This window comes from Glaciecola nitratireducens FR1064, from assembly GCF_000226565.1.
Taxonomy (GTDB): domain Bacteria; phylum Pseudomonadota; class Gammaproteobacteria; order Enterobacterales; family Alteromonadaceae; genus Glaciecola; species Glaciecola nitratireducens.
In genome coordinates this window covers 290,581-312,152 of sequence record NC_016041.1, presented here as the reverse complement: position 1 = coordinate 312,152, position 21,572 = coordinate 290,581, and the positions used below count along the sequence as shown (strand labels likewise).

Genomic DNA, 21,572 nt, shown 5'->3' with positions numbered 1-21,572 from the left:
AAATTTTGATGATGTTTCGACTAAAAAACTAGGCTTCCCATGGATTAATAGTGTGTATCTTTATATGTTTGTAGTCTGAAGGATTACGTGTCACTAAACTCATATTGTTTACGATACACGTTGCTGCAATCATGGCATCCCGTTCCGACTTAGGATTCGGTACATGCAGTGCGGCGCAATACTCTGCCATTTCACCATCAAATGCAACAATGCGGCCTTTAAAACCTTGTAATACTTGCTTTTGTAGCCAAGTATTTAGTGCTTCACCTTCACTGGCATTGGTTTTTCTTTTTTGCAAAATAGCGAGCTTCAATTCCAACACGCTAATGGATGAAATATATAAATTAAAAACCTGTTGTTGAGCTGCCCATTCAACGAGCTTTGCGTCATCCTCTTTGGGATTTCTTAATGCCGACAAAACGCTGGTATCGAGTAAATACATGCTGCCCCCTTATTCTGAGTGACCGGTAGTTTTAAATTTAGGCACCGACAATTCAATATCGACCGTGTTCGGCGCACTTAACAAGTCGCATATGGTGCTGGTTTTACCGCTTATTTCTAAATATTCCTCAATGCTCATCATCATGTAAGCAACCACACCTCGCTCAGTAATTTTCACTGGGCCTTTTTTGGCTGCTCGCTTTACAGAACTTGGGTCTTGATTGAATTGACGGCTCGTAAAAGTATCTATGCTCATTTTGCTTGCTCATATTATGTACATGTAACTACATTACTACAGTTTTTAAATTGTGCAAATACCCAGCAGTCGTAAAATAGTCTGCCAGTACAGCATGAATTCAGAGTCAAAAACGCGTAAAATGCAAAAATTGAAGTAGACTGAGATAAACATTGAGCCTAATTGCAGAAAAACCTGATGCTGTATCCGACGCTGATAACTCGGGAACTGATCTGACAACGGCTAAATCGGCTGAAGGTCAGCATAACCAACAATGCGCTAAAATATTAAAAGATACCTTTGGTTACTCTGAGTTTCGCCCAGGGCAAATGGAAGTCATCGACAAAGTATTGAATGGGCAAGATACGTTAATTCTACTGCCTACCGGCGGCGGAAAATCCTTGTGTTACCAGGTGCCTGCATTAGTGCTTGAAGGCATCACCATTGTCGTGTCTCCGCTAATCTCGTTAATGCAAGATCAGGTTCAACAGTTGACCGCTCAAGGCGTCAATGCAGCCTACTTAAATTCATCGCAAGACGCCGAACAGTCCCAAAAAATAACTGAACAGCTTTATAACGGCGAGTTAGATTTGCTGTACGTTGCACCTGAAAGACTTTTACAGTCGTATTTCTTAAATTCACTGCAGCGCGTTAACGTGAGTTTAATTGCAGTTGATGAAGCCCACTGCGTTTCACATTGGGGTCACGATTTTAGACAAGACTATCGACAGCTTGGTCGTTTGAAGTCGCATTTTGACAACGTTCCTTTTATTGCGCTCACTGCAACCGCGGATCACGCCACGCAAGTTGATATTCAGCATCAACTGCAGTTAGACAATCCTTTTGTCTTCAAAGGCGGCTTCGACCGCCCCAATATTAGATACAACTTGCTTGCCAAATATAAGGGCTTTGAGCAGGTTGTTACATTCGTGAAGCAACAGGAAGGTGCTGCGGGCATTGTTTATTGTAATAGCCGAGCAAAAGTAGACGACCTGACCCAGCGCTTACAAAGTGCTGGCATTAAATGTGACGCCTATCATGCAGGTCATGACACAGCCACTCGCGAATTTGTGCAAACCCAGTTTCTGAAAGACGATTTACAGGTAGTGGTTGCAACCGTTGCATTTGGCATGGGGATCAATAAATCCAACGTACGCTTTGTGGTGCATCATGATGTTCCTAGAAGCGTTGAGTCGTATTATCAAGAAACCGGTCGTGCCGGTCGCGACGGTATGCCCGCTGAAGCGCTTTTACTGTTTGACGAACGTGACGCTGCTAGAATTAAGCAATGGATTTCTACCGGCACCGCAGCCGACCGCTATGATATTGAAATGCACAAATTTGAAGCCATGGAGTCGTTTGCCGAAGCGCAAACCTGCAGAAGGCAAGTGTTGCTGAACTACTTTTCAGACTATCGTGAAGAACAATGTGGCAACTGCGATATTTGCTTAGACCCACCGAAAGTATTTGAAGGCACAACACAAGCACAACAAATTTTGTCTTGCGTGTATCGTCTGAAACAAGACACCTCAGTGCAATATGTTATTGACGTACTGCGTGGTAAAAGCATCAGAAAGATACTAGATAATAAGCATAATGAGTTAAGCACCTATGGAATTGGCAAAGACCAATCCGACAATTATTGGCACAACATTATTCAGCAATTAATTCACCAAGGACTCTTGCGAATTGACATGACAATGTCGGGAATTTTACGCATTAATGAGTCTGCACGCTCTGTATTAAAGGCTGAACGCATTGTTCAATTAGCAGTGCCTAAATTGAGTGTTGATACAAGCAAACGTAATAAAGCAGAACCGGTGAATATAGACCGGCAGTTATTTGCGAAGTTAAAACATCTGAGAAAACAGATTGCTGAAGAAGAAAACGTACCTGCGTTTGTTATTTTCAGTGACGCGACACTCGCCGATATGACGGACAAAATGCCAACGGATAAAACGCAGTTTATCGGGGTCACAGGCGTCGGCCAGACCAAGCTAGAGCGCTATGGAATGGCTTTTATATCGCTTATCGAGGACTATCTAGCAACGCGTTAGGCATTAGCTTCGGCGTCTTTCATTTTTGCCATAGCCGTTCTGTGGCTGTCAAGATTTCTGAGCTGCTGCACGTAGGCAGTCATGTATTTAAAAGGCTTCAACTTTCCACCGTCAAACAATGCCTCTAAGCCAAAACTCATTTGCACATCGGCAAGTGTCGGTGTATCACCAACAAACCACTTATTATTCGCCAAGTGACCTTCAATGAACATCAAGTTATCTTTAATGTGTTTACCGAAGTACGCATCCATTACGCCATCAATTATCTTATCGGCTATAAATTTGATAAAAAATGGGCTGACTTTCGCCCTCGCCTTTTCGAGCACCATACTGGTCACTAAGGATGGCATCAAGCTACCCTCAGCATAATGTGACCAAAACTGCACGTCATTAAAACTGTCTAGGCTTGGATCAGGCAGCATGCCGGATTCTGGAAACTGTCTTGCAATGTAATCGCAAATCGCACCCGATTCCGCAATGACCTTGCCATTGTGTGTTATGACTGGCGCGCGGCCTAGTGGGTGTATTTCTCTCAATTCGGGGGGAGCTAAATTCGTTTTAGCATCACGCTTGTAAACCTTGATGTCGTATTCTGCGCCAACGGCTTCCAACATCCAAACGATGCGCTGCGAACGTGACTGATTCAAATGATGTAACTGAAACATGTTATTTCCTTGAGCGTTAATCCGCTATTGCACTAATTGCATGCTTTGCTGCAATTAAAAAACCTTCTGAAAAATCCTGGGTGACGGCCAAGTAACTAAGCTCAGTAATAAAAAGGTTCGCTCTCTCAAGCTCAGTTTTATTGCCATGAGTTTGTTTAGATACTCTGTGCCAAAGAATTTAGATTTAAATTAGTTTTATTCAGGTTTTGGATCCAGCTGCGCATAATAGGCTGAGAGGTCAGCAATATCTTGATCGGTGAGTTTTTGTGCGTGTGAGGTCATTGCCATGTTTACTCGCTCGCCACTGCGAAATGCTTTCAATTGAAGCACTAAATACTGTTCTTTTTGGCCGGCTAAATTTGGATAAATTGGGATCAGTGATATGCCATTATCGCCGTGACACATACCGCAAACTCCGGACATCTCTTTGCCTCGTTCTATATCTCCTTGCAGCACTGTTTCTGCGCATGCCGACAAACTAATTACAGAAAAAGTGAATAATGCGACAAGTCTTTTATTTAAGGTTATCCTTGTCGTCCTTATTTTCGTTCTCCTATTCGTTATTTTTTTCATTACTGATTCCTTTACACAAAATTAACGTATAATCCCATCATACTAATTCAAACGAGATAGCATGCAACTTTTTCACAATTATGCCACTGAACTCAGTGCAATCAGCAGTCAAGTTAAACCATTTCCCGTAACACAGGCACGAGTTGTCATGCGCAACGAAGCGCTAAGCGCCGAACTCGGTATAGGCTCCGACGAGCTAGAGACTGACGCATTACTTATGGCCTTGTTTAGCGAAAGTGGCACTCTTCAAGAAAATAGCATTGCACAAAAATATGGCGGTCACCAATTTGGTCAGTGGAACCCAAATTTAGGAGATGGCCGTGGCTTATTGCTCGGCGAAATTAAAGCACCAAGCGGCTCCTTTTGGGATTTACATTTAAAAGGCGCAGGGCCAACACCTTATAGTCGCCATGCAGATGGAAGAGCGGTATTGCGTTCAACAATACGCGAATATTTAGCAGGCGAAGCCCTGCATGCTCTGGGTATTCCCAGCAGCCGTTCCTTGTGCTTACTGACCAGTAAAGAACCCGTTCAGCGCGAACAAATTGAGCGCGGCGCAATGATGATTAGAACCTGCAAAAGTCACATCAGATTTGGGCACTTTGAGTATTTCCATCACAGTAATCAGCCACAGCAGCTTGAGGCACTATTTAACTATTCATTTAAACATCACTTTCCCCAGTGTTTAGATAGCAGCACGCCACATAAAGAGATGTTTCAGAGCGTTGTTACCAGCACCGCGTTGATGATTGCTAAGTGGCAGGCCTATGGTTTTAATCACGGCGTTATGAATACCGATAACATGTCGATTCATGGCATCACTTTTGACTATGGCCCTTATGCTTTCTTAGACGATTTTATCCCCGAATATATATGTAATCGCTCCGATCACTCAGGACGCTACGCGTTTGACCAACAGCCGAGTATTGGGCTGTGGAATTTAAATGCGTTGGCGCATGCGTTCACACCATTTATGGAGATAGAAGAATTAAAATCTGTGTTAATGACATACGAAGTGACCTTAATTACAGAGTATCAAAGGTTGATGAAACAGCGTTTAGGACTCCGCGAGCATCAAATTAGTGACCCACAGTTAGTTTCTGAAATTGATCTCCTAATTGGCGAATGGATGAATATTCTGAAAGATGAAAAAGCGGACTTCCACCAATCGTTCAGGATACTGAGTGAACAATTACTATCGATTGAATCCCTTGATTTCAAAAGTATTGCCGATAACTTTATAAACGCTGATAGAGTTCGCCAGTGGTGCGTCAATTATCATGAATTACAACAAAACCTACTATCTCTTTCAAACAGCACTTGGGTTGAGGTTCAACAAAAAATGCTGAGGGTTAATCCCAAATATGTATTACGTAACCATTTAGCACAAGAGGTGATTGCAGCAGCTGAGCAAGATGACTTTTCTCTGTGCGAAGCATATCTTAAAGTATTGACGTCACCCTTTGATGAGCACCCTGACTTAGCGCGTTTCTCCAAACCACCGGCTAGTCAGGACAAAGGCATTGCGCTGTCGTGCAGCAGTTAAGTTTGTAAGGCTTGTTGATATTTTCGTATCACGGCGCAATTATCGCTTACTATCGAAACGATAGATTGCTATTGTAATTGAAGATTACGCTATTGATATCAGCTGCTTGAGGATGCGAAGTCACGACAGGCTAATTTATAAATGCTGTGGTTTAGTCAGCGTGTAAAGTTTCGCTCAGTTTGCAAAAGGACATTATGAATTTGAAGGCAACATTTGTTCTGTATATATTTATTGGGCTGCTTTTAGCAGGGAGCGCTCTGCCACAAAAGGCTTTCAGTCAAGAGCAGCCTCTTGAGCTAGCAAGCAATACTGACGAATTCACCAGTGTTGTTGACGCCAAAAACATTCTCCCTTCAATTAATCTGCAAAATATTGCCAGTCTGCATTACACCAGCCAAGGCTTGTTGCTCTCGGATGTTGTTCAATTGACGCAGTGGCAACGCGACTTTTCGCTAAACCCGATCCCTGAAGACAAAGCGCTGTGGATCCGCTTTCAAATTGAAAATACGAGCAATACTAATATTCCTCTTATGCTTATTGTGGGGAACACGTTTATCGATCGGGTAGACGGCTTTCTTCTTGATGATCAGGGTCGAATTATTCAATCGATTCAACGCAATAACGCTAGCCCGAATACTACCCCGGATGCCAGCTCCAGTGGCCTCCAGGGTTTTAGCATGGCGATTACGTCGCGCCCCGAACAATTACTAAGCGTGTATTTGCGAATACGTGACGATGGTCCCGCTATGCTGCCAGTTGAATTATGGGATCAAACAAGCTTTGAACAGCAAAGCAGTGTCCGGCTCATCTTACTTGGCGCACTGAGTGGCGGTTTGTCTCTGTTAGCCACCTACTTTTTAATCACTTACATGCTCAAAAATGCTCCTGCACGATTTTGGTTTGCGATCTTTGCGGTTGCTTCGATGACCACATTGCTCAGTGCTGAGGGCATTCTACCTAGTTTGTTCATGCTCCCCGGCTTTGCTGCCGAGATCACCGCCATAAGTCTTACTATCAGTTTATTTGCGGCGATAAAGATTGGTAGGGATATATTTGTCCCAGTGTCTCCAGTCTGGTTGCGAGCGCATTACATATTGCTATTAGTTCCTATCGTTACCTTGTTTTTATATAACGACTTTTGGCAGCTAATTTCTATACTGAGCATCATCATTGCCTTTCTCGTGAGTAAGCTTTTTGCCACCCTTATCTATCGCTCTAAAATTGATATGCGTAGCACCGTTATCTACTTTTGCGGCTGGGTTGCACTCGGGTTAGTGGCCGTATTAGAAGTACTGTCGTTCACGCAAGGGGCAAGTCATTTAAGCTATTCGGCGGCCTTACCCTTCGCCTTTACTTGCTTTGGCATCATGCTAATTGGTGTTGCCATTATTAGTCGTGAACATTCACTGGTATTTCGACAAGAAAGTGAACAAGCCAGCATCATCCGCAACCTTGAGAACTTTGCCGATGTATTTACTCATGCTGCCGAAGGTTTGTATGCAGCTAAGTCCGATGGCACATTATTGCGAGTAAACCCAGCGTTCACCTCGCTTTTTGGATTTGAGTCGGAATCAAAGCTGCTCAATACAATTCACAAGGTTCATGATTTATTTTCAGATCCTAATCAAACCGACTTATTGTTGGGCGAATTGTCGACGCAACAAACCGTGCTAGGAAGAGAATTTAAAGGGAAGCGAGCTGATGGTAGAGAATTCTGGTTTTCAATTTCAAGCCAGCTTGTAAAATCAAAATCAGAAGCTCAGCATTACGGCAGCATATTTGATATTACTGAGCGTAGAGTCAATCAAATCAACCTGCAATATTTGAATACGCACGACCAATTAACAGGCTTGCATAACCGTCGACACTTCGTACAGTTGTTAAATGAAAAAATCACGCAAAGTAACGTTGATGATGCCAAGTTCGCCTTGTTTTACATTGACGTAGACCAATTTAAAATCATTAACGATACCTGTGGCCACACTGCGGGAGACGTTTTCATTAAGGAGCTGGCGCATGAAATTTATGACGAATGTGAGCCAGGAGCAATTTTTGCTCGCCTGAGTGCAGATGAATTCGGTTTAATTGTTGACTATCAAGATGACAGAATAATTCAAGACGTGACTCAGAAGATCTTATCAAAAGTACGTAAGTTCGAATTTAAATGGGATCGTCATCGCTTCAACCAGAGCGTAAGTATTGGTATAGCTAAACACGAATTGAACACCGTTAGCGCTGAAGAGCTACTTAGTTTTGCAGACACGGCTTGCATTGTAGCTAAAGAAAGTGGCCGCGATAAAGTACATGAATTCTCTAAAGAGATGGGGATTAAAAATAACTACGAACGCGAACTTCATTGGGTTAATGAGGTAAACCGAGCACTAAAAGACGATTCCTTTGAACTGTACTTTCAGCATTACCGTCCACTCAATAAATCTGATGCCTGCGATTATTACGAAATTCTGATCCGCCTCAGAACACAAGACGGTGAGTTAGTCGCGCCTGAATTCTTTATGCCTGCGGCAGAGAGGTACAATTTAAGCAACAAGATAGACAGATGGGTAATAGAGAGTTATTTCAAATGGTTGAACACGAACGCCGAGTTTATGGATAAATTGGCTAAGTGTAATATCAACATCACGGGGCCGTCGCTATCGGACGAAGACTTTCCATTCTTCTTACTCAATGCGTTTGAAAAATATCACATTCCACACAACAAAATATGTTTCGAAATTACAGAAACAATGGCCATCATCAAAATGAACGATGCCATTGGATTCATTAAACAATTTAAACGTTTGGGCTGCACCTTTGCACTTGACGACTTTGGCACGGGTTTCTCAAGCTATGGCTACCTGAAAAATTTATCGGTCGACTATGTCAAAATTGATGGTAATTTCATTCGCGATATTTTAACGGACCCTATTGACCTCGCCATGGTGACCTCTATTCGAGACGTCGCCAAAGCAATGTCCATTAAGACTGTCGCAGAGTTTGTTGAGTCGGATGACATTATGGTACAACTCGGAAAAATGGGAGTAGACTTCGCACAGGGATATTGTATTGCAGAACCTGCACCTTTAATCGAGTTTGTGTCGTATAATAGCGATTCAACAGAATAAGCACTGTTGGAAAATCGAAATTCATCCCCAAATATCGCTTACTTTGAGGTCAAACAGCTAGCAATATGAGTAATCCATACACTTCATTTGAATTTGTCAGTCGCGCAAAACTTCCCACTCGCTTTGGGCAGTTTGTCATTCATGGCTTTGTAGATACCTCTAACAATCAAGAGCATGTTGCTTTGTCATATGGCGAATGGGCTGAAGACGACGTCGTTCCTATTCGCATTCACTCTGAATGTTTAACGGGTGACGCACTGTTTAGTATTAAATGTGACTGTGGCTTTCAATTAGAGAGAGCCTTACAAAATATCGTTGCCAATGGCTGCGGTGTTTTGCTTTATTTACGCCAAGAAGGTCGAGGTATCGGCCTATTGAATAAAATTAAGGCGTATAGTCTGCAAGATGAAGGCTACGACACCGTTGAAGCGAATGAGCATCTTGGCTTTGATGCCGACATTCGCGACTACAGCATTTGCAAAACGATGCTCGACACGCTGAACGTAAAACGTGTAGAGCTCATGACAAACAACCCCAAAAAGGTCAAAGCACTTAAAGATATGGGTATTGATGTTGTGCGGCGCATGCCAATTGACCACGGTATCACCGATGCTAATAAAGGCTATCTTAAAACCAAAACTGAGAAGTTAGGCCATACCTTTAATACCGACCACTTAAAGTAGCTGCGTTTTTTGCTTCAATTTTTTTAAATCAAATTCAGTTACGTTCAGTTTCAGTTAAGTTTACTTAGCGTATAACTAAGGGTATCCAAGCAGGAGGATATCGTTATGAATACGAATCAAAAAGTAACAACAAGCAAAGTAAAATTATCAGCTAGTGTTCTAAAAGCACTTGGCTATACCGCGTTGTTAACTGTGTCGTTAACAATGGGCATGCATTATGCTCAAGCGACCTCATTGCAATCAAACAAAGTGTACGGTTTTCAAAAGAGTCAATCTCAAAGCGAGTATGACCAAATTGATGCAGCCTTAGCGCCAATCGCGCTTTACCCTGATTCATTATTAACCCATATTTTAATTGCTTCTACCTATCCGTTAGAAGTCATTGAAGCGGCCCGATTTATTCAGCAACATCCAAAATTTAATCTGGATGACTATGAAAAAAATGGCCTCGACCAAAGTACCATTGAAGCAATACAAGATGACGCTTTGGACTATGGTTGGGATGCTTCTGTCGTTGCGTTGACCGCTTTTCCAGACATTTTGAACAATATGAGCGACGACTTAGGCTGGTTAAGTGATCTAGGCGACGCGTTCACCCAGGACCAAGAACTGGTTTTAGGCCGTGTACAAAAACTGCGTGAAATGGCCTACGATCAGGGCAACTTACAAAACGATGAGCAGCTAGAAGTTGTCGTTGAACGTGAGCAAGAAACTCGCGTTATTGTTATTCAGCCTCGCCGTCATGACATCGTCTACGTACCTTACTATGACGTGGATTTCATTTACGGACCTAGCTGGCATGTAGCAAGCTCTTACCGCTGGTCAAGACCCTACTATGCGCGCCACTACCGTCATAATAATGTTTACTTTACACCAGGCGCATATATAGGCACTCGTTTGTTATTCGGTGGGATATTTTGGAGTAACCACCACCACGTTTCAATAAATCGTGATTGGTCCTATCGCAAGGCGCGTAGCTACAGCTATAGAAATACGCATTATAAGCGTGTACAGCATAAAGAATACCAACGTTGGACGCCAGCAAAGCCGGATACTCGCCATACTGAGCGTCAAAAGTATGCGGGCAATAAATCAACGCATAGTGCTTACAAACGCAACGCTTGGGTAAGCAATAAGCAAAGCGAGTTTGCCAAGGTTCAACACGAAGATAGAAAGTCGGAAAGGAAATTTATCCGCAGCACGCCAGATTCAAAGCGTCAGCTTTCAAACCCGAAAGACAAGGGTGAGCAAAAGCAGAAGCTGCAGCGACAGTTAGATAAGTCCGTTGTTCGCCAGCCTAGGCCAATTGAAAAGACCGAAATTCAGCGAAAGGACAGAGGGCTTAATCCGGTCAATGCTGTTAAGCAGGAAAGAAAAACGTTGGTAAAACAAGAACGATTTGAACGCAAAGTGCAGTCTCAACGCGAGGTTTCCCGCCCTCAACGTGAGCTATCTCAGCCAAACCGTGATATTTCGAGACCAAAGCGTCAAGTGTCGAAGCAGCAGCGTGAGGTGGCGAGACCACAGCGTCAAAAAATACAAAGAACAAAAACAATAAAACGTTCTAAAGAATAGCGATAGAAATCGGCAACGCAAAAGCGCCGCAGTTTTGCGGCAACTCGAAGACCAGCTGATAAGGCAGTCGGAGAAGTTTGTCGCACACGCCTATATGAAGTTAAGATTACGGGTACTAATCTGATTAAGCTTTATATAGGCGTTTTTTCTAGATGACGTAAACAGCCAGCCATGCAGCATTTAATAGGTATAGACTTTGTCGTTAAATAGCAGCAAAGCATACCTTATAAAATTCAAAAATTAGCTTATACTATGGCTTTATTTTATGCGATTAATGTTGGGTAACACTTATGCACGGCCCCATGGGTGAATCTTCCTATACAAAATCGGTTTCAAATTTGGTTAAAGATGTTGAAAGTAGCACAACGCTACAAGACTCTATATTTGAGCAGGCAAAGCTTTATTTCGAAAGTTCTGATAAAGCTGACGGGAACGATCTGTATTTCGAGCAGCAGAAGCAAATAAGAGCGTTAGAAGAGTCTTGGCAATCTGCCGATGCAAAAAATAAAGTAACAATAGCGAAAAAATTAAGCGTTGCTCTACGAACATTAAAAAAAGACTACGCGAGTGAGGAAGACAAACGCATTCAAAGGTTGCATAAAGTTTTGGCCGTGGTCTCTCAGTTACTTGTTCTTTCTGAAGCTGAAAACTGGCAAAAAACCCAAGTTAACAGCGCAAAATTACTCGGTACTTTACAATTGCTTTCACCAGGAGAAGGCGTAAATCGTCCGATTCAAAATCAAAGGTTGAAGCCCATTTATAGAAGTGTTTTGGCAATTAGATTGCTGGATAAACTACTCAACGATGGGCAAATAAACACTCAATATATTCAAGATCGCTACCACGCTGATAGCCGTTATCCAGAAAAAGTCGGGGCCTTATCGCTTTTCCAGCGAGAAGTAGCCATTCCGGTCATCATGTCTTCACTGTTTCAAGATATAGGTTCGCTGCATCCAAAAGCACAGCTTATTTTAAAGGGCAAGGATGGAACACTCGACGAGTTTAGGCTATTAGAGAAAGAAGAGCGCCTGTCTCTTCTTAGGATAAACCATGAACAGACACTTAATTTTATTACTTTTGGCCTAGGTGTTGACTCTTACGTGGGAAACAGTAAAGAAGAAAGAAGCGAATTTGGAAAGAATGAGAACCAACGATTGAACTTTGTTCGCACGCTTTTAAAGAGCGCGCTCCAACCCAAGTTAGGATTGGGCAATTTAATCAAAGCGCCACAAATATATGCATCAATCATTTTTTCTTCTAAACAAAGCCACAACTTCTTTGATTTACCGAAAGCAATGTTAATAGTCGCTAAAGCAGCCGAGCGCGAGGCTATCAGCAAGATTGTCTCTGACAGCCTACTTTCGATTGTCGGGCATTTCCCGCAAGGATATGGCATCACCTATATTCCTAAAGATAACGATAAAAAAGCCGCAGACCGATATGAGTATGCCATTGTGACCGGGCTCAATCCCGAAGACCCTTTTGTACCAACGTGCCGAGCCGCGACTCGTAATTTAACCTTTATCGCTTCCGGCCAAGTGATTACAATTGATAAGAAAAGTAACCTGTACTTTGCGACAACAAAAAAGAGGTTGGAAAAAATTAATCCCGCTCGTTTACAAGAAATATTGCGCAAACTGTCTTCAAATTTTGAAGAGCGAAAGGAAATAGAAATCATCCCAAGCTATTGGAATCCATATAGTTTTTTTGCATATAAAAAGCTACAAAATTTGTGGAAACAGGTGTAGACGACTGGCCTTAAGGCTTCGACCATTAAGGCATCCTAATTATTAGACCCGCTTCAGGTGCAATTTTACCCTCACAAACATCGGGATAAATATCGGCCATCCCCTGCAAACCATCAACATCAGTCATTTTCAACCATTCACGACTTTTTGCAAATGAGTGTGCCAGATACTTCCCGCTCTTCTGCTCAAAGCCTTCCATTCCCCACTCTTTAATGCACTTTTGAAGCTGCGAGGGTGCAAAGAAAAACTCACTTCGAGCTTTGATGAAGTCTGGGCCTGTTTTCATTTCTTTCCAATGCGTTACGCCAACATTCGAACAAAACTTCATGTTGTCACCCAAATGTTTGTGCAAATCGTTAAGCACATGACCATTCCCCGACATATCAACAATTAGCGTTGGCTGGGTGGCATCTATTTGCTCTATTTGTTCATACGAAAGTGCTGAGTCGTAAACGCCCAAGCTTTTTACCATCGCCATATTACGCTCGGATGTTAGGGCAACTTGTGACGGCGCGTTTTCATCATTTTTTACGCCATACGCCAATCCGGTGCTGGTTTTACTGGAAGCACTTATCATCACGAGTTGAGTTGCACCGAACCAATTATTGCTTTTAAAGTAATCATACAGAGCAAACGATGTAATATGCAGTGGATACAGCAACATACGATTGTCTTCATGTGCTTTTTTGTAGCCTGGTTCAGACGCTACTTTGCGATAAATATTGTAGCCTACTGGCAACGCAGCTCGGTGCTCAGAACCATCAATCCACGAAGTGGCACTGATTTTCGTTGGATGCATGACCAAGTGAGTTGCTGGCGGGAAGTAGCCGAATAAGCGCTCTCCTACCGACACATCGGCACTGTTCGATTTTACGACGTCGGCAAAGCCCCAAACCGGCAGAACCCCCCAAGCTGATAAATCTTCACTTACATTCGCACTGTCTGCATGTGGCGGAAAAAACTGCCAATACCCTATCTGCTCAGCAACCACAGCGTAGGTAATGTTGTTAGCGGTGAGCGCAAATTTGTCAACTTTGACGAGTACCTGACCTTCTTCCAGTGCTTTGTTTGCAAGGTCACTATCGACAATTCTACAGTTTACATAGTTACTTTTACTGACTTGAAATTCACTCATGCTGTTTGTCCTTGTTGTATTGCAGCTAAATACCCTTGCAGCTTCGCCATCGCTGGCTTGCCATTATCGCGCATACGCTTGAGTATCATTAATTTTTCCATGTCGTCCTCTTTTACTGCGCGAACGAGTTTACTAAAACCGTCAAGTCGATTGTTTAACAACCACTTTTTCAAGTCAGGGTCTTGCGACCAAATGTGTTGATTCATTAAAAAGGCAGCTGTCAGTCGCAGCCAATCCAAATCGGTATTAGGCAGAGGAACAACGTTACAAATCTTATTTTTTACTTCATCATTTGGATAGCTTGCCTCAACGTGGGCAATGAAGGCTGCGCTAAATACTGGCTGATACGATCGCACCGTTTGCGGGGTAATCACACCCTCAGAAAAAATTGGCTTGATGGTTAAATTGCTTATCGCACTTGCTGAACAATCAACATGAATGTGTTTTACGCTGGTCTCGATTTCGCCCTCTTCAAGTACGATTTTATTCGCTAAAATAGAAGTCACTCGCCCCTTTCTCACTACATTTCTAACGCGACGCAATTCAGCTAGCTCCATTTTGCTAATCGTTGCTCCATGAAACATAGTTGGCCACACGTTTTCATCTATTCGTAAAAATACGCCAGAGGCTTCTAAGCGAGAAAACATGTCTTTTATAGACGTTGAATTGGCAATCGCCTCCATTTGATTGGCTTGAGCCCCCATAGAACTGGCAAAGAACTCTTCCGTTGGTTGCGTATTCTGACGGTCGAGTAGCCAGGCATCACGAGGCATTATCCATGTAATATCATCAGGATTTGCACCATTTTCAAGTAGAAACAAGACTGCATCAATGCCCGTCTTTCCGCCACCTACAATCACATATCCGGCAGGCGGCGACTGAATTTTCGGCAAATCATTTAAGGGCATAAACTGCACGCCCTCAGCGACTGTAAAATTGGGTTTATGAGTAGATGGAACGGTGGTTTTTAAATAGGTACAGTCAACGATTTTCTTATTGACCTCTACGTGATGTTTTTGGCCGGTTAAGATAGACTCAAAGTTGCCGTTGCCTTTGTAGTCACACATTGGATAATATTTTACGCGTCCAGTTGGCAAAAACTGCTCGCGCATGACGTTTTCAAAATAAGCACTGACTTCAGCGCCTGTTGCTAACTCATTTAAACCTTTATTGAGACCTACCTCGTCTTTACAACCTTTACTAAGTTCTCTTGAGCTCACACCATAAAAGGCTGAAGGTTGATGCAAGGTGACGAATGGATAAGCGACATTCCAGTGACCGCCGGGCTTATGATGTCTGTCAATAATCACAATATTGGCGTCGGTCTCGGTCAATATCGTATCAGCGAAGGCCATTCCAACTGCGCCACTGCCGACAATAAGATAATCTGTTGTGTGCGTTTCCATCGTCATTATATTTCTCTTTGTTATTTATCCGTATATCAAACAACTGACTCGGCGTAACTGCTAGCCGCCAGTAACCGGAGGGAAAAAAGCGATCTCATCACCATCACTGACCAGTGAGGATTCGCTTGTTAAGGTCTGATTTACCGCGATCAATACATCTTGTTCTGCGAGTAAAGTCCACGGTTCGCCCCGGGCAATGAGCTTTTGCTTGATATCCAATACCGTTTTTTCATCAGTAAACTCATAATCCAACGTATCGGTTCCTAGGCGTTCACGCAGAAAAGCAAAAAATCGAATGTTGATCATAATTCGCCTCGCTTCCAATCACCTGTTTTACCACCTTTTTTCGATAGCACTTTTATTTCCCCTATGACCATGTTCGGATCAGCTGCTTTACACATATCAAAGATGGTTAATGCCGCAACAGAAACGCCCGTTAATGCCTCCATTTCCACTCCAGTGCTGCCTATTAGCTTACACTCACAGCGAATGTTAATCTTTGAATGCGCCTCGTCAATGTCAAATTCGACGGCCACTTTCGACAACATTAGTGGATGACATAGTGGGATAAGTGATGGACATTGTTTTGCCCCCTGAATGCCTGCGATCCTGGCTGTAGCAAGAACATCGCCTTTAGCAACGCTATTTTCTTTAATGAGCCCAAGCGTTGCAGGCGTCATTGATACAAAGCCTGTCGCGACTGCCCGTCTTGTGCTCGGTGTCTTCTCACTAACGTCGACCATACTCGCTTGGCCGCTTTGATCAACGTGAGTTAATTTGGCTTCACTTATTAATTTGTTCTCCATACTACCTCTATTAGCATACTACTTTGTTAGCAGAGCAGCCTTTAAGTTGCCCATCCTATTCGCATACTTTTATTTTGCTTTAGGCTTTCTTTACCGTCGGGCTCTCAAGCTACTCTTAAATGGGTGTTATATTTATGAATTCCCCATGTGCTTGATGCCAGCTTACCACGCAACAGATGGTACGATCGTTCATTGATTTTATGAAGGAATATGTTCGTAACTTATCGGCGCGGAGAATTTTATTATAAAAGCACTAGGCGGTAACTTTCAGCTTATTTAAAAGCAAAAAAGCAAAAAGCCGGAATTAGCCGGCTTTTTGTTTTCTGGGGGTTCAGCTAATTTCCATGCTGATCATATTCCATAAACGTTAACTTTTTATTCACTAACGTGTGTGCCCTTAAGAAGGGCAAGGTTTCCCGAATTAACGGGTTTGGTTACCGTTTTTTTATCAGTACTTATTATGCTAAATTTCTCCTCATTGTTGACTGTAAACATTCATCCCACCGCTTTCATTTGGAAGCTCCAAAAGCTCAGGGATGTTGACATTAAGTCACAACTTGTCAGTGAATCGATTCACTCTTAGCAACTTCAGTCATACTTAAACTATAGTCCAATCGGCGAAATTTAAAAGCTCAATTAGCGGATTCCTTTGCAATAAATTCGCATAAAAAATTATTGTTTATTACTTAATTTTTTGCATAAATGAACGTCTATATATTTAAAGTGAATAACCCTCGCGAACATCAAATACCTTGCTAGTTATGCCGAGGACACAAGCTATTGAATGGGCTCGCGTTTATCGAGCAGAGAGTCGATTAATGCGGAAAACGCGGCCTTACTCCTTATTAATGGCGCTCTTTACTAGCGCTCTTTATCACGTTCTGCAAGAACTCTGCGCTATGCATCGGAGAGCCGCTTTGTTTTTGTTCCGCTTCTTTGACTAAGCTGACAATACTTTCGTTTACGGGCGCCGTCATGCCGAATTGTTTAGCAAGATTAACAATTTCACCATTCAAAAAGTCAATTTCTGTTTTACGGTTTAATACGAAATCCTCGTACATCGAAGAACGAGCTTTGGGATCTATTTTCAGCGTTGCACTAGCCACTCGTTTAAATAAGAAATTAGGCAGCGCTAAAACATAAGGCATTAAACTAGGCACAACCTTGCCTGTTCTCGCAGGTTTAATACCCGCTACTTTCATTACCGCTAACGCTTCTGCAATCACTTTTGTCATGACTAAGCGATAGTTTCGATTATTCATCTGCTCTAATAGAGGCACTCCAGATAGCGCATTCACTGAGTTATTTAGGTTCATAATCAGCTTTCCCCACTGCACCCCTTGAATATCATCGTGCAGTGTAAGAGGTAAACTTGCTTGTTTAAATGCATTGACAAGATCGGGATATTCTCCGTCTTTGGCCTCAATCGCCAAGTTCCCCTCTGTGCCACAGTGAAATTGACCTTTTCCGTTATTAAGGACATTAAACGGAACCATGCCTTTGATTACTTTATGATCGGGCAGCACAGCCTTCAACACATCAACATTTTTAGTTCCATTTTGAAAACTAACGATGACCGCCGAAGGTTTTGCGCAAGCAAGAATAGATACAGCCGTTGATTCGGTATCACCGCTTTTTACAGCGAGTAATATGTAATCTGCACTAGCGATACTGTCCATAGATACGCAGAACTGCAGCTGCTCCATTGTCAGGATCTCATCTCGTCCCTTCCAGTCAGTTACATGTAAACCATAGTCAGTCAGTTGCTTTTGAATTCGCTCTCTGCCTATCAAAATGACGTCAACATCATTTGCTGCCAGGCAGCCCCCTAGGAAACAACCAACGCTACCCGCACCCACTATTGCAATCTTCTGCTGCATACTTTTTGCCTTTTTTAAACTAAACCAATACGACGGCTTTTCATCGTAATAAATATCGAACCCTAGATTATAGTACCAAAAGCCAAAGCACCAGCGCGCCGATAAGTGCGCCCAGTGCAAAACTAAAGAGGAGAAAGTAAATATTTACCGCTTGCGGCAAACTTGCTGATTCGACAATTGTGGTGTTCTTACTTAACAATATATCTCGTTCAATTTCGAATGCTGCTGCCAGAGACTTGCTAGTTTCTAACGATCCCAAGCCTTGGCTTTCTACTCGTTGAATAGTTCGTAAACTTAAACTACTGATGTCAGCAAGCTGTTGTTGCGTCCAACCTCTATCAATTCTAATCTCTCGAATGGTTGCTGAATTTAAATCCATTACAAACAGCCCCTATAACAATGCATTGAAAACAATGGCGCTGCAGGAGAAACCAATGAGGGCAAATAAGAAGCCAACAACAAGCCCGGGAAGTACTGATGGAAATACCCAGTGATCGCCATCTATAACGTGCCCGTCGGATTTTAATGAAACGTCTATTGGCCCCTTAAACGAGCTTTTAATATCAACCACAATATCGTAATTTTTATTATCAATCGAAAAGCTATGTATCGAATTTTGGCCCCAGTTTCGCTTCTTAGACACCAAAACGTTGTCAACAAAAACGCTTTCTCTTGCGTTCAGAGTTGATATATCAACCTTAATTGTGTTGTTGTCGATATCAAAGTAGCTGATAAACTTAGTTCGCCAATATGGGAACACTTTTTCTTTTAGAGTCATTTGCTTATTTACTATTTTGTCTGTCATTTTATTTCTCCTTGGTTGACAACCAAAGACTGACATTAAATTAAGGTTGAGACGACGACACTTACTCGTCAGTCACGACAGAGTCATACGACAGTTATGCGTCAGGTGCTAACACTACGAGCATTTGGCGGTGCTTAAGGCATTTTTCTTGCCTAAATATCTGTGGTCCACTGACCGCTAAGCGGTCTGGCTGCCTGAACAATAATTTTATTAATAGTAGATGAGTTACAACTAAAGAACACAAACGACGACTGCTATAGCGTCTTTAACAGGCAAATTTTTCGGCAAACACCTTTGCGAAAAAGTCAGGTGAAGAATCGTCCATGTTGAAGTACAAGCTCGGTTCGATTAGCTCTACCTCAATAATCATTAATACACCGTTAAGCGACACAATATCAACTCTGGCATACAAGGCTTCTTCGGGTAAAGCATTAATCGTTTGTTCACCAAGAGCAGACATTTCTGCGCTCGGTTCAATGCTTGTTAGTTGACCACCATGCTCTTCTTGTACTCTGAAGTCGCCTTTAGCAGGTTGCTTACATATAGCGTGGCTGTATTGCGAATCAAAATAAAAGAGTGAATACTCTCCTTCCTCAACAATACTTGTTAAGAAGGGCTGTAACATAGCTGAGCGGTCTTTAAAATCTCGTTTCAAAGTGGATAAATTTTCTGTCACTGAGGCCGGTGTGAGACGATAGGTAAAATCGGCATTTGCGCTGATATAAGGCTTAATCACTATTTCGTCACAGGCAAATTGCTCAAATGCCGCCGCGAAATGCTGCTCCTGCAATGTATCAAGCCAAAGCGTTGGTATTATCGGAACACCTTTATCTTCAAGCTCCTTCAAATAACGCTTTGAAATATTCCACTTAATGAGCGATAAGGAATTGCACAACTGGGCAGATGAGTTCTCGATAGTTTGTAAACATCCGAGAAAATCATCGCAATGTGCCTGATAGTCCCAAGTGCTGCGCACCACTATTGCGTCATATTGGTCCCAGTTGTGATTTTTTGCGTGCCAAGAAACCTCTATTGATTCCCAACCCAGCTTTCTCAACGGAGCCTCTAACATACGATCATAGACAAAAAAATCTTCTAGTTTATCAGTCGTTAGAATAGCAACTTTGCGCATTTTATCCCTTGGTGTGTTCGGACTCATTTTGAAGTTTTAACTGTTTTATCTGCGGTAAGTTGTGCTGTACGGTTGAATTAGCTTCACTATTTTTTGAACCGAATAGAACGGCTACCATCATAATGCTTGCACCCGCGATGCTTAACCATAAATTGCGTTTGAAATGCATAAGATCCCTTTTTACTAAAAAACTCTATTCCATAGAGCCGCGTTTCCCTGTTGAAAGGCAAACAATGATAGCGAACTAGCTAAGGCGTGAAGGATACCAAAAAATTGACCATCCACGCCACTTATTGTGATGCTTTTTTGCTTATCGCTACCAACCAGTTCAAGGCTAGTTCGCATTCTGACAACATAGCCTTTACCGTTAATCTGAAAATTGACGAATGATGGTATTAATAGTGTCTTTAGCGTCACCAAATATCATACGAGCGTTATCTTTAAAGAACAGTGGATTTTCGACGCCAGCGAAACCAGACGCCATTCCCCTTTTCAGAATAAACACATTTTTCGCCCGATCCGCATTAATAATTGGCATACCGTAAATTGGACTGCCAGCAATATCTCTTGCAGCAGGGTTAACCACATCATTTGCACCAATCACAATAGCCACATCAAACCCCTCCATGCGAGCATTTACGTCGTCCATTTCAAGCAGCAATTCGTAAGACACATCCGCTTCAGCCAAGAGAACGTTCATGTGACCCGGCATGCGGCCTGCTACTGGGTGGATGCCATAAACAACTTCTGCACCGTTTTCTTCCAATAACACTTGTAACTCTTTCATGGCGTGCTGAGCTTGAGCAACCGCCATACCGTAGCCAGGAATAACCAACACTGACTGCGCGGCCTCTAATACATAATAAGCATCGTCGGCTGCCATCGGCTTAACTTCGCCTTCAATTTTAATTTCTGAGGTACTAACCGCTTGAAAGCCCGAAAACAGAACGTTCGTTAATGAACGATTCATCGCCTTACACATAACGCTCGTTAGAATAATACCGCTGGCACCGACTAGCGCACCGGCAACAATTAACAGATTATTGTCGATTGCTAAGCCCGCAGCACAGGCTGCTAAACCGGAATAACTGTTGAGTAGCGATATCACTACCGGCATATCTGCACCGCCAATTGGAATTACCAACATGACGCCTAAAACAATACAAAGTGTGACAAAAGAATAGAGGTATATAGCGCTGTTTGCTGCTTGGGGGTAAACAACAACCAAAATACCGAGGATAACAATTCCTATCACGATAAGAATGTTCACCACAGCTTGACCAGCAAAAACCGTTGAACCGCTGCTGATTAGCTTTGCAACTTTGCCACTAAGCTTCGCCCATGCAATCACACTGCCAGAGAAAGTGATACCACCGATTGCGATCGCTAGCAAAACAATAACAAGCAAGTAGCTTTCAATTGCTGAATCCGCTTCTACCATGGCTAAGGCTACAAGCAAACTCGCCATGCCACCAACACCATTAAGCAGTGACACCATTTCCGGCATTTCTGTTAACGCAACTTTTTTCGCTATTAGCGCACCTACTGCACTGCCCGCTACTATCGCCACTAAAATCCATTCATAGGCCAAGATGTTTTGGTCAATCAACGTTACGCAAATCGCCACTAACATGCCCATTGCCGAAAGCTTATTCCCGCGACGAGCAGTTAAAGGATGGCTAAGTAATTTCAGACCTAAAATGAACAATGCGGCGCTCAGCACGTAAACGGCATTGATAATAAATTCCGTATTTAACATATCA

General features: G+C 42.7%; 20 protein-coding genes. 6 read left to right on the top strand and 14 right to left on the bottom strand.

Annotated features, from left to right (window positions below; genetic code table 11):
- Window positions 1-28: 28 nt before the first annotated feature.
- Together GNIT_RS01320 and GNIT_RS01315 are read right to left on the bottom strand one after the other, a co-directional pair.
- Window positions 29-442: a type II toxin-antitoxin system VapC family toxin gene (locus GNIT_RS01320; RefSeq protein WP_014107310.1), complete on the bottom strand. Its 414-nt coding sequence runs from the start codon at window positions 440-442 to the stop codon at window positions 29-31.
- A 9-nt stretch (window positions 443-451) separates the two neighbouring features.
- Window positions 452-697, bottom strand: a complete 246-nt coding sequence (locus tag GNIT_RS01315; RefSeq protein WP_014107309.1) for a prevent-host-death family protein — start codon at window positions 695-697, stop codon at window positions 452-454.
- A gap of 212 nt (window positions 698-909) precedes the next feature.
- On the opposite strand from GNIT_RS01315, the gene recQ reads away from it, so the two are divergent.
- Entirely contained in the window at window positions 910-2,733 is a 1,824-nt protein-coding gene (gene recQ, locus GNIT_RS01310; protein WP_041246550.1) for a DNA helicase RecQ, read from the top strand.
- Here recQ and GNIT_RS01305 read toward each other — a convergent pair.
- Both GNIT_RS01305 and GNIT_RS18230 read right to left on the bottom strand, forming a co-directional pair.
- Entirely contained in the window at window positions 2,730-3,398 is a 669-nt protein-coding gene (locus tag GNIT_RS01305) for a glutathione S-transferase family protein (RefSeq protein ID WP_014107307.1), read from the bottom strand. The genes recQ and GNIT_RS01305 overlap by 4 nt on opposite strands.
- Before the next feature lie 195 nt (window positions 3,399-3,593).
- Entirely contained in the window at window positions 3,594-3,971 is a 378-nt protein-coding gene (locus tag GNIT_RS18230; RefSeq protein ID WP_014107306.1) for a c-type cytochrome, read from the bottom strand.
- Between the two features lie 61 nt (window positions 3,972-4,032).
- On the opposite strand from GNIT_RS18230, the gene GNIT_RS01295 reads away from it, so the two are divergent.
- The 5 genes from GNIT_RS01295 to GNIT_RS01275 all read left to right on the top strand — a co-directional run bounded on the left by GNIT_RS01295 (window position 4,033) and on the right by GNIT_RS01275 (window position 12,645).
- The gene (locus GNIT_RS01295; RefSeq protein ID WP_014107305.1) at window positions 4,033-5,517 is read left to right on the top strand and encodes a protein adenylyltransferase SelO; all 1,485 of its coding nucleotides are present in this window, start codon (window positions 4,033-4,035) and stop codon (window positions 5,515-5,517) included.
- 194 nt (window positions 5,518-5,711) lie between these two features.
- Window positions 5,712-8,639, top strand: coding sequence for an EAL domain-containing protein (locus GNIT_RS01290; RefSeq protein ID WP_014107304.1), 2,928 nt, complete (start codon window positions 5,712-5,714; stop codon window positions 8,637-8,639).
- A 65-nt stretch (window positions 8,640-8,704) separates the two neighbouring features.
- Window positions 8,705-9,322: a GTP cyclohydrolase II gene (ribA, locus tag GNIT_RS01285; protein ID WP_014107303.1), complete on the top strand. Its 618-nt coding sequence runs from the start codon at window positions 8,705-8,707 to the stop codon at window positions 9,320-9,322.
- Window positions 9,323-9,427: 105 nt separating this feature from the next.
- Window positions 9,428-10,897: a DUF3300 domain-containing protein gene (locus GNIT_RS01280; RefSeq protein WP_014107302.1), complete on the top strand. Its 1,470-nt coding sequence runs from the start codon at window positions 9,428-9,430 to the stop codon at window positions 10,895-10,897.
- Window positions 10,898-11,187: 290 nt separating this feature from the next.
- Window positions 11,188-12,645, top strand: a complete 1,458-nt coding sequence (locus GNIT_RS01275) for a hypothetical protein (RefSeq protein WP_014107301.1) — start codon at window positions 11,188-11,190, stop codon at window positions 12,643-12,645.
- Window positions 12,646-12,670: 25 nt separating this feature from the next.
- On the opposite strand, the gene GNIT_RS01270 is transcribed toward GNIT_RS01275, so the two are convergent.
- The 10 genes from GNIT_RS01270 to GNIT_RS01230 all read right to left on the bottom strand — a co-directional run bounded on the left by GNIT_RS01270 (window position 12,671) and on the right by GNIT_RS01230 (window position 21,568).
- Window positions 12,671-13,780 (bottom strand): DUF2855 family protein, encoded by a 1,110-nt coding sequence (locus tag GNIT_RS01270; protein ID WP_014107300.1) that lies wholly within the window; start codon window positions 13,778-13,780, stop codon window positions 12,671-12,673.
- Window positions 13,777-15,192, bottom strand: coding sequence for an NAD(P)-binding protein (locus GNIT_RS01265; protein ID WP_014107299.1), 1,416 nt, complete (start codon window positions 15,190-15,192; stop codon window positions 13,777-13,779). The genes GNIT_RS01270 and GNIT_RS01265 overlap by 4 nt, the downstream gene beginning before the upstream one ends.
- Window positions 15,193-15,246: 54 nt before the next feature.
- Window positions 15,247-15,492, bottom strand: a complete 246-nt coding sequence (gene moaD, locus GNIT_RS01260) for a molybdopterin converting factor subunit 1 (protein ID WP_014107298.1) — start codon at window positions 15,490-15,492, stop codon at window positions 15,247-15,249.
- Window positions 15,489-15,992, bottom strand: coding sequence for a cyclic pyranopterin monophosphate synthase MoaC (gene moaC, locus GNIT_RS01255; protein ID WP_014107297.1), 504 nt, complete (start codon window positions 15,990-15,992; stop codon window positions 15,489-15,491). Before moaC ends, moaD begins: the two co-directional genes overlap by 4 nt.
- Window positions 15,993-16,837: 845 nt before the next feature.
- Complete coding sequence (locus GNIT_RS01250) at window positions 16,838-17,872, bottom strand: 2-dehydropantoate 2-reductase (RefSeq protein WP_014107296.1); 1,035 nt, start codon at window positions 17,870-17,872, stop codon at window positions 16,838-16,840.
- A gap of 67 nt (window positions 17,873-17,939) precedes the next feature.
- The gene (locus GNIT_RS01245) at window positions 17,940-18,251 is read right to left on the bottom strand and encodes a helix-turn-helix domain-containing protein (protein WP_014107295.1); all 312 of its coding nucleotides are present in this window, start codon (window positions 18,249-18,251) and stop codon (window positions 17,940-17,942) included.
- Window positions 18,252-18,263: 12 nt separating this feature from the next.
- Window positions 18,264-18,677, bottom strand: coding sequence for a hypothetical protein (locus GNIT_RS01240; RefSeq protein ID WP_014107294.1), 414 nt, complete (start codon window positions 18,675-18,677; stop codon window positions 18,264-18,266).
- Between the two features lie 265 nt (window positions 18,678-18,942).
- Entirely contained in the window at window positions 18,943-19,809 is an 867-nt protein-coding gene (locus GNIT_RS01235; protein WP_014107293.1) for an ATP-grasp domain-containing protein, read from the bottom strand.
- A gap of 1 nt (window position 19,810) precedes the next feature.
- A complete protein-coding gene (locus tag GNIT_RS18145; protein ID WP_014107292.1) occupies window positions 19,811-19,978 on the bottom strand; it encodes a hypothetical protein in 168 nt (55 codons plus the stop codon).
- Between the two features lie 198 nt (window positions 19,979-20,176).
- Window positions 20,177-21,568: an NAD(P)(+) transhydrogenase (Re/Si-specific) subunit beta gene (locus GNIT_RS01230; protein ID WP_014107290.1), complete on the bottom strand. Its 1,392-nt coding sequence runs from the start codon at window positions 21,566-21,568 to the stop codon at window positions 20,177-20,179.
- Between the last annotated feature and the right edge of the window lie 4 nt (window positions 21,569-21,572).

What these genes read in the sequence shown, in the direction of transcription:
- GNIT_RS01295 (WP_014107305.1), top strand. Translation starts at nt 4,033, where the DNA reads ATGCAACTTTTTCACAATTATGCCACTGAACTCAGTGCAATCAGCAGT.
- GNIT_RS01280 (WP_014107302.1), top strand. Translation starts at nt 9,428, where the DNA reads ATGAATACGAATCAAAAAGTAACAACAAGCAAAGTAAAATTATCAGCT.
- GNIT_RS01235 (WP_014107293.1), bottom strand. Translation starts at nt 19,809, where the DNA reads ATGCGCAAAGTTGCTATTCTAACGACTGATAAACTAGAAGATTTTTTT.
- GNIT_RS01315 (WP_014107309.1), bottom strand. Translation starts at nt 697, where the DNA reads ATGAGCATAGATACTTTTACGAGCCGTCAATTCAATCAAGACCCAAGT.
- GNIT_RS01270 (WP_014107300.1), bottom strand. Translation starts at nt 13,780, where the DNA reads ATGAGTGAATTTCAAGTCAGTAAAAGTAACTATGTAAACTGTAGAATT.
- GNIT_RS01240 (WP_014107294.1), bottom strand. Translation starts at nt 18,677, where the DNA reads ATGACAGACAAAATAGTAAATAAGCAAATGACTCTAAAAGAAAAAGTG.
- GNIT_RS01290 (WP_014107304.1), top strand. Translation starts at nt 5,712, where the DNA reads ATGAATTTGAAGGCAACATTTGTTCTGTATATATTTATTGGGCTGCTT.
- GNIT_RS01275 (WP_014107301.1), top strand. Translation starts at nt 11,188, where the DNA reads ATGCACGGCCCCATGGGTGAATCTTCCTATACAAAATCGGTTTCAAAT.
- GNIT_RS01320 (WP_014107310.1), bottom strand. Translation starts at nt 442, where the DNA reads ATGTATTTACTCGATACCAGCGTTTTGTCGGCATTAAGAAATCCCAAA.
- GNIT_RS01250 (WP_014107296.1), bottom strand. Translation starts at nt 17,872, where the DNA reads ATGCAGCAGAAGATTGCAATAGTGGGTGCGGGTAGCGTTGGTTGTTTC.
- GNIT_RS01230 (WP_014107290.1), bottom strand. Translation starts at nt 21,568, where the DNA reads ATGTTAAATACGGAATTTATTATCAATGCCGTTTACGTGCTGAGCGCC.
- moaC (WP_014107297.1), bottom strand. Translation starts at nt 15,992, where the DNA reads ATGGAGAACAAATTAATAAGTGAAGCCAAATTAACTCACGTTGATCAA.
- moaD (WP_014107298.1), bottom strand. Translation starts at nt 15,492, where the DNA reads ATGATCAACATTCGATTTTTTGCTTTTCTGCGTGAACGCCTAGGAACC.
- GNIT_RS01265 (WP_014107299.1), bottom strand. Translation starts at nt 15,192, where the DNA reads ATGACGATGGAAACGCACACAACAGATTATCTTATTGTCGGCAGTGGC.
- GNIT_RS01245 (WP_014107295.1), bottom strand. Translation starts at nt 18,251, where the DNA reads ATGGATTTAAATTCAGCAACCATTCGAGAGATTAGAATTGATAGAGGT.
- GNIT_RS01305 (WP_014107307.1), bottom strand. Translation starts at nt 3,398, where the DNA reads ATGTTTCAGTTACATCATTTGAATCAGTCACGTTCGCAGCGCATCGTT.
- GNIT_RS18145 (WP_014107292.1), bottom strand. Translation starts at nt 19,978, where the DNA reads ATGCATTTCAAACGCAATTTATGGTTAAGCATCGCGGGTGCAAGCATT.
- GNIT_RS18230 (WP_014107306.1), bottom strand. Translation starts at nt 3,971, where the DNA reads ATGAAAAAAATAACGAATAGGAGAACGAAAATAAGGACGACAAGGATA.
- ribA (WP_014107303.1), top strand. Translation starts at nt 8,705, where the DNA reads ATGAGTAATCCATACACTTCATTTGAATTTGTCAGTCGCGCAAAACTT.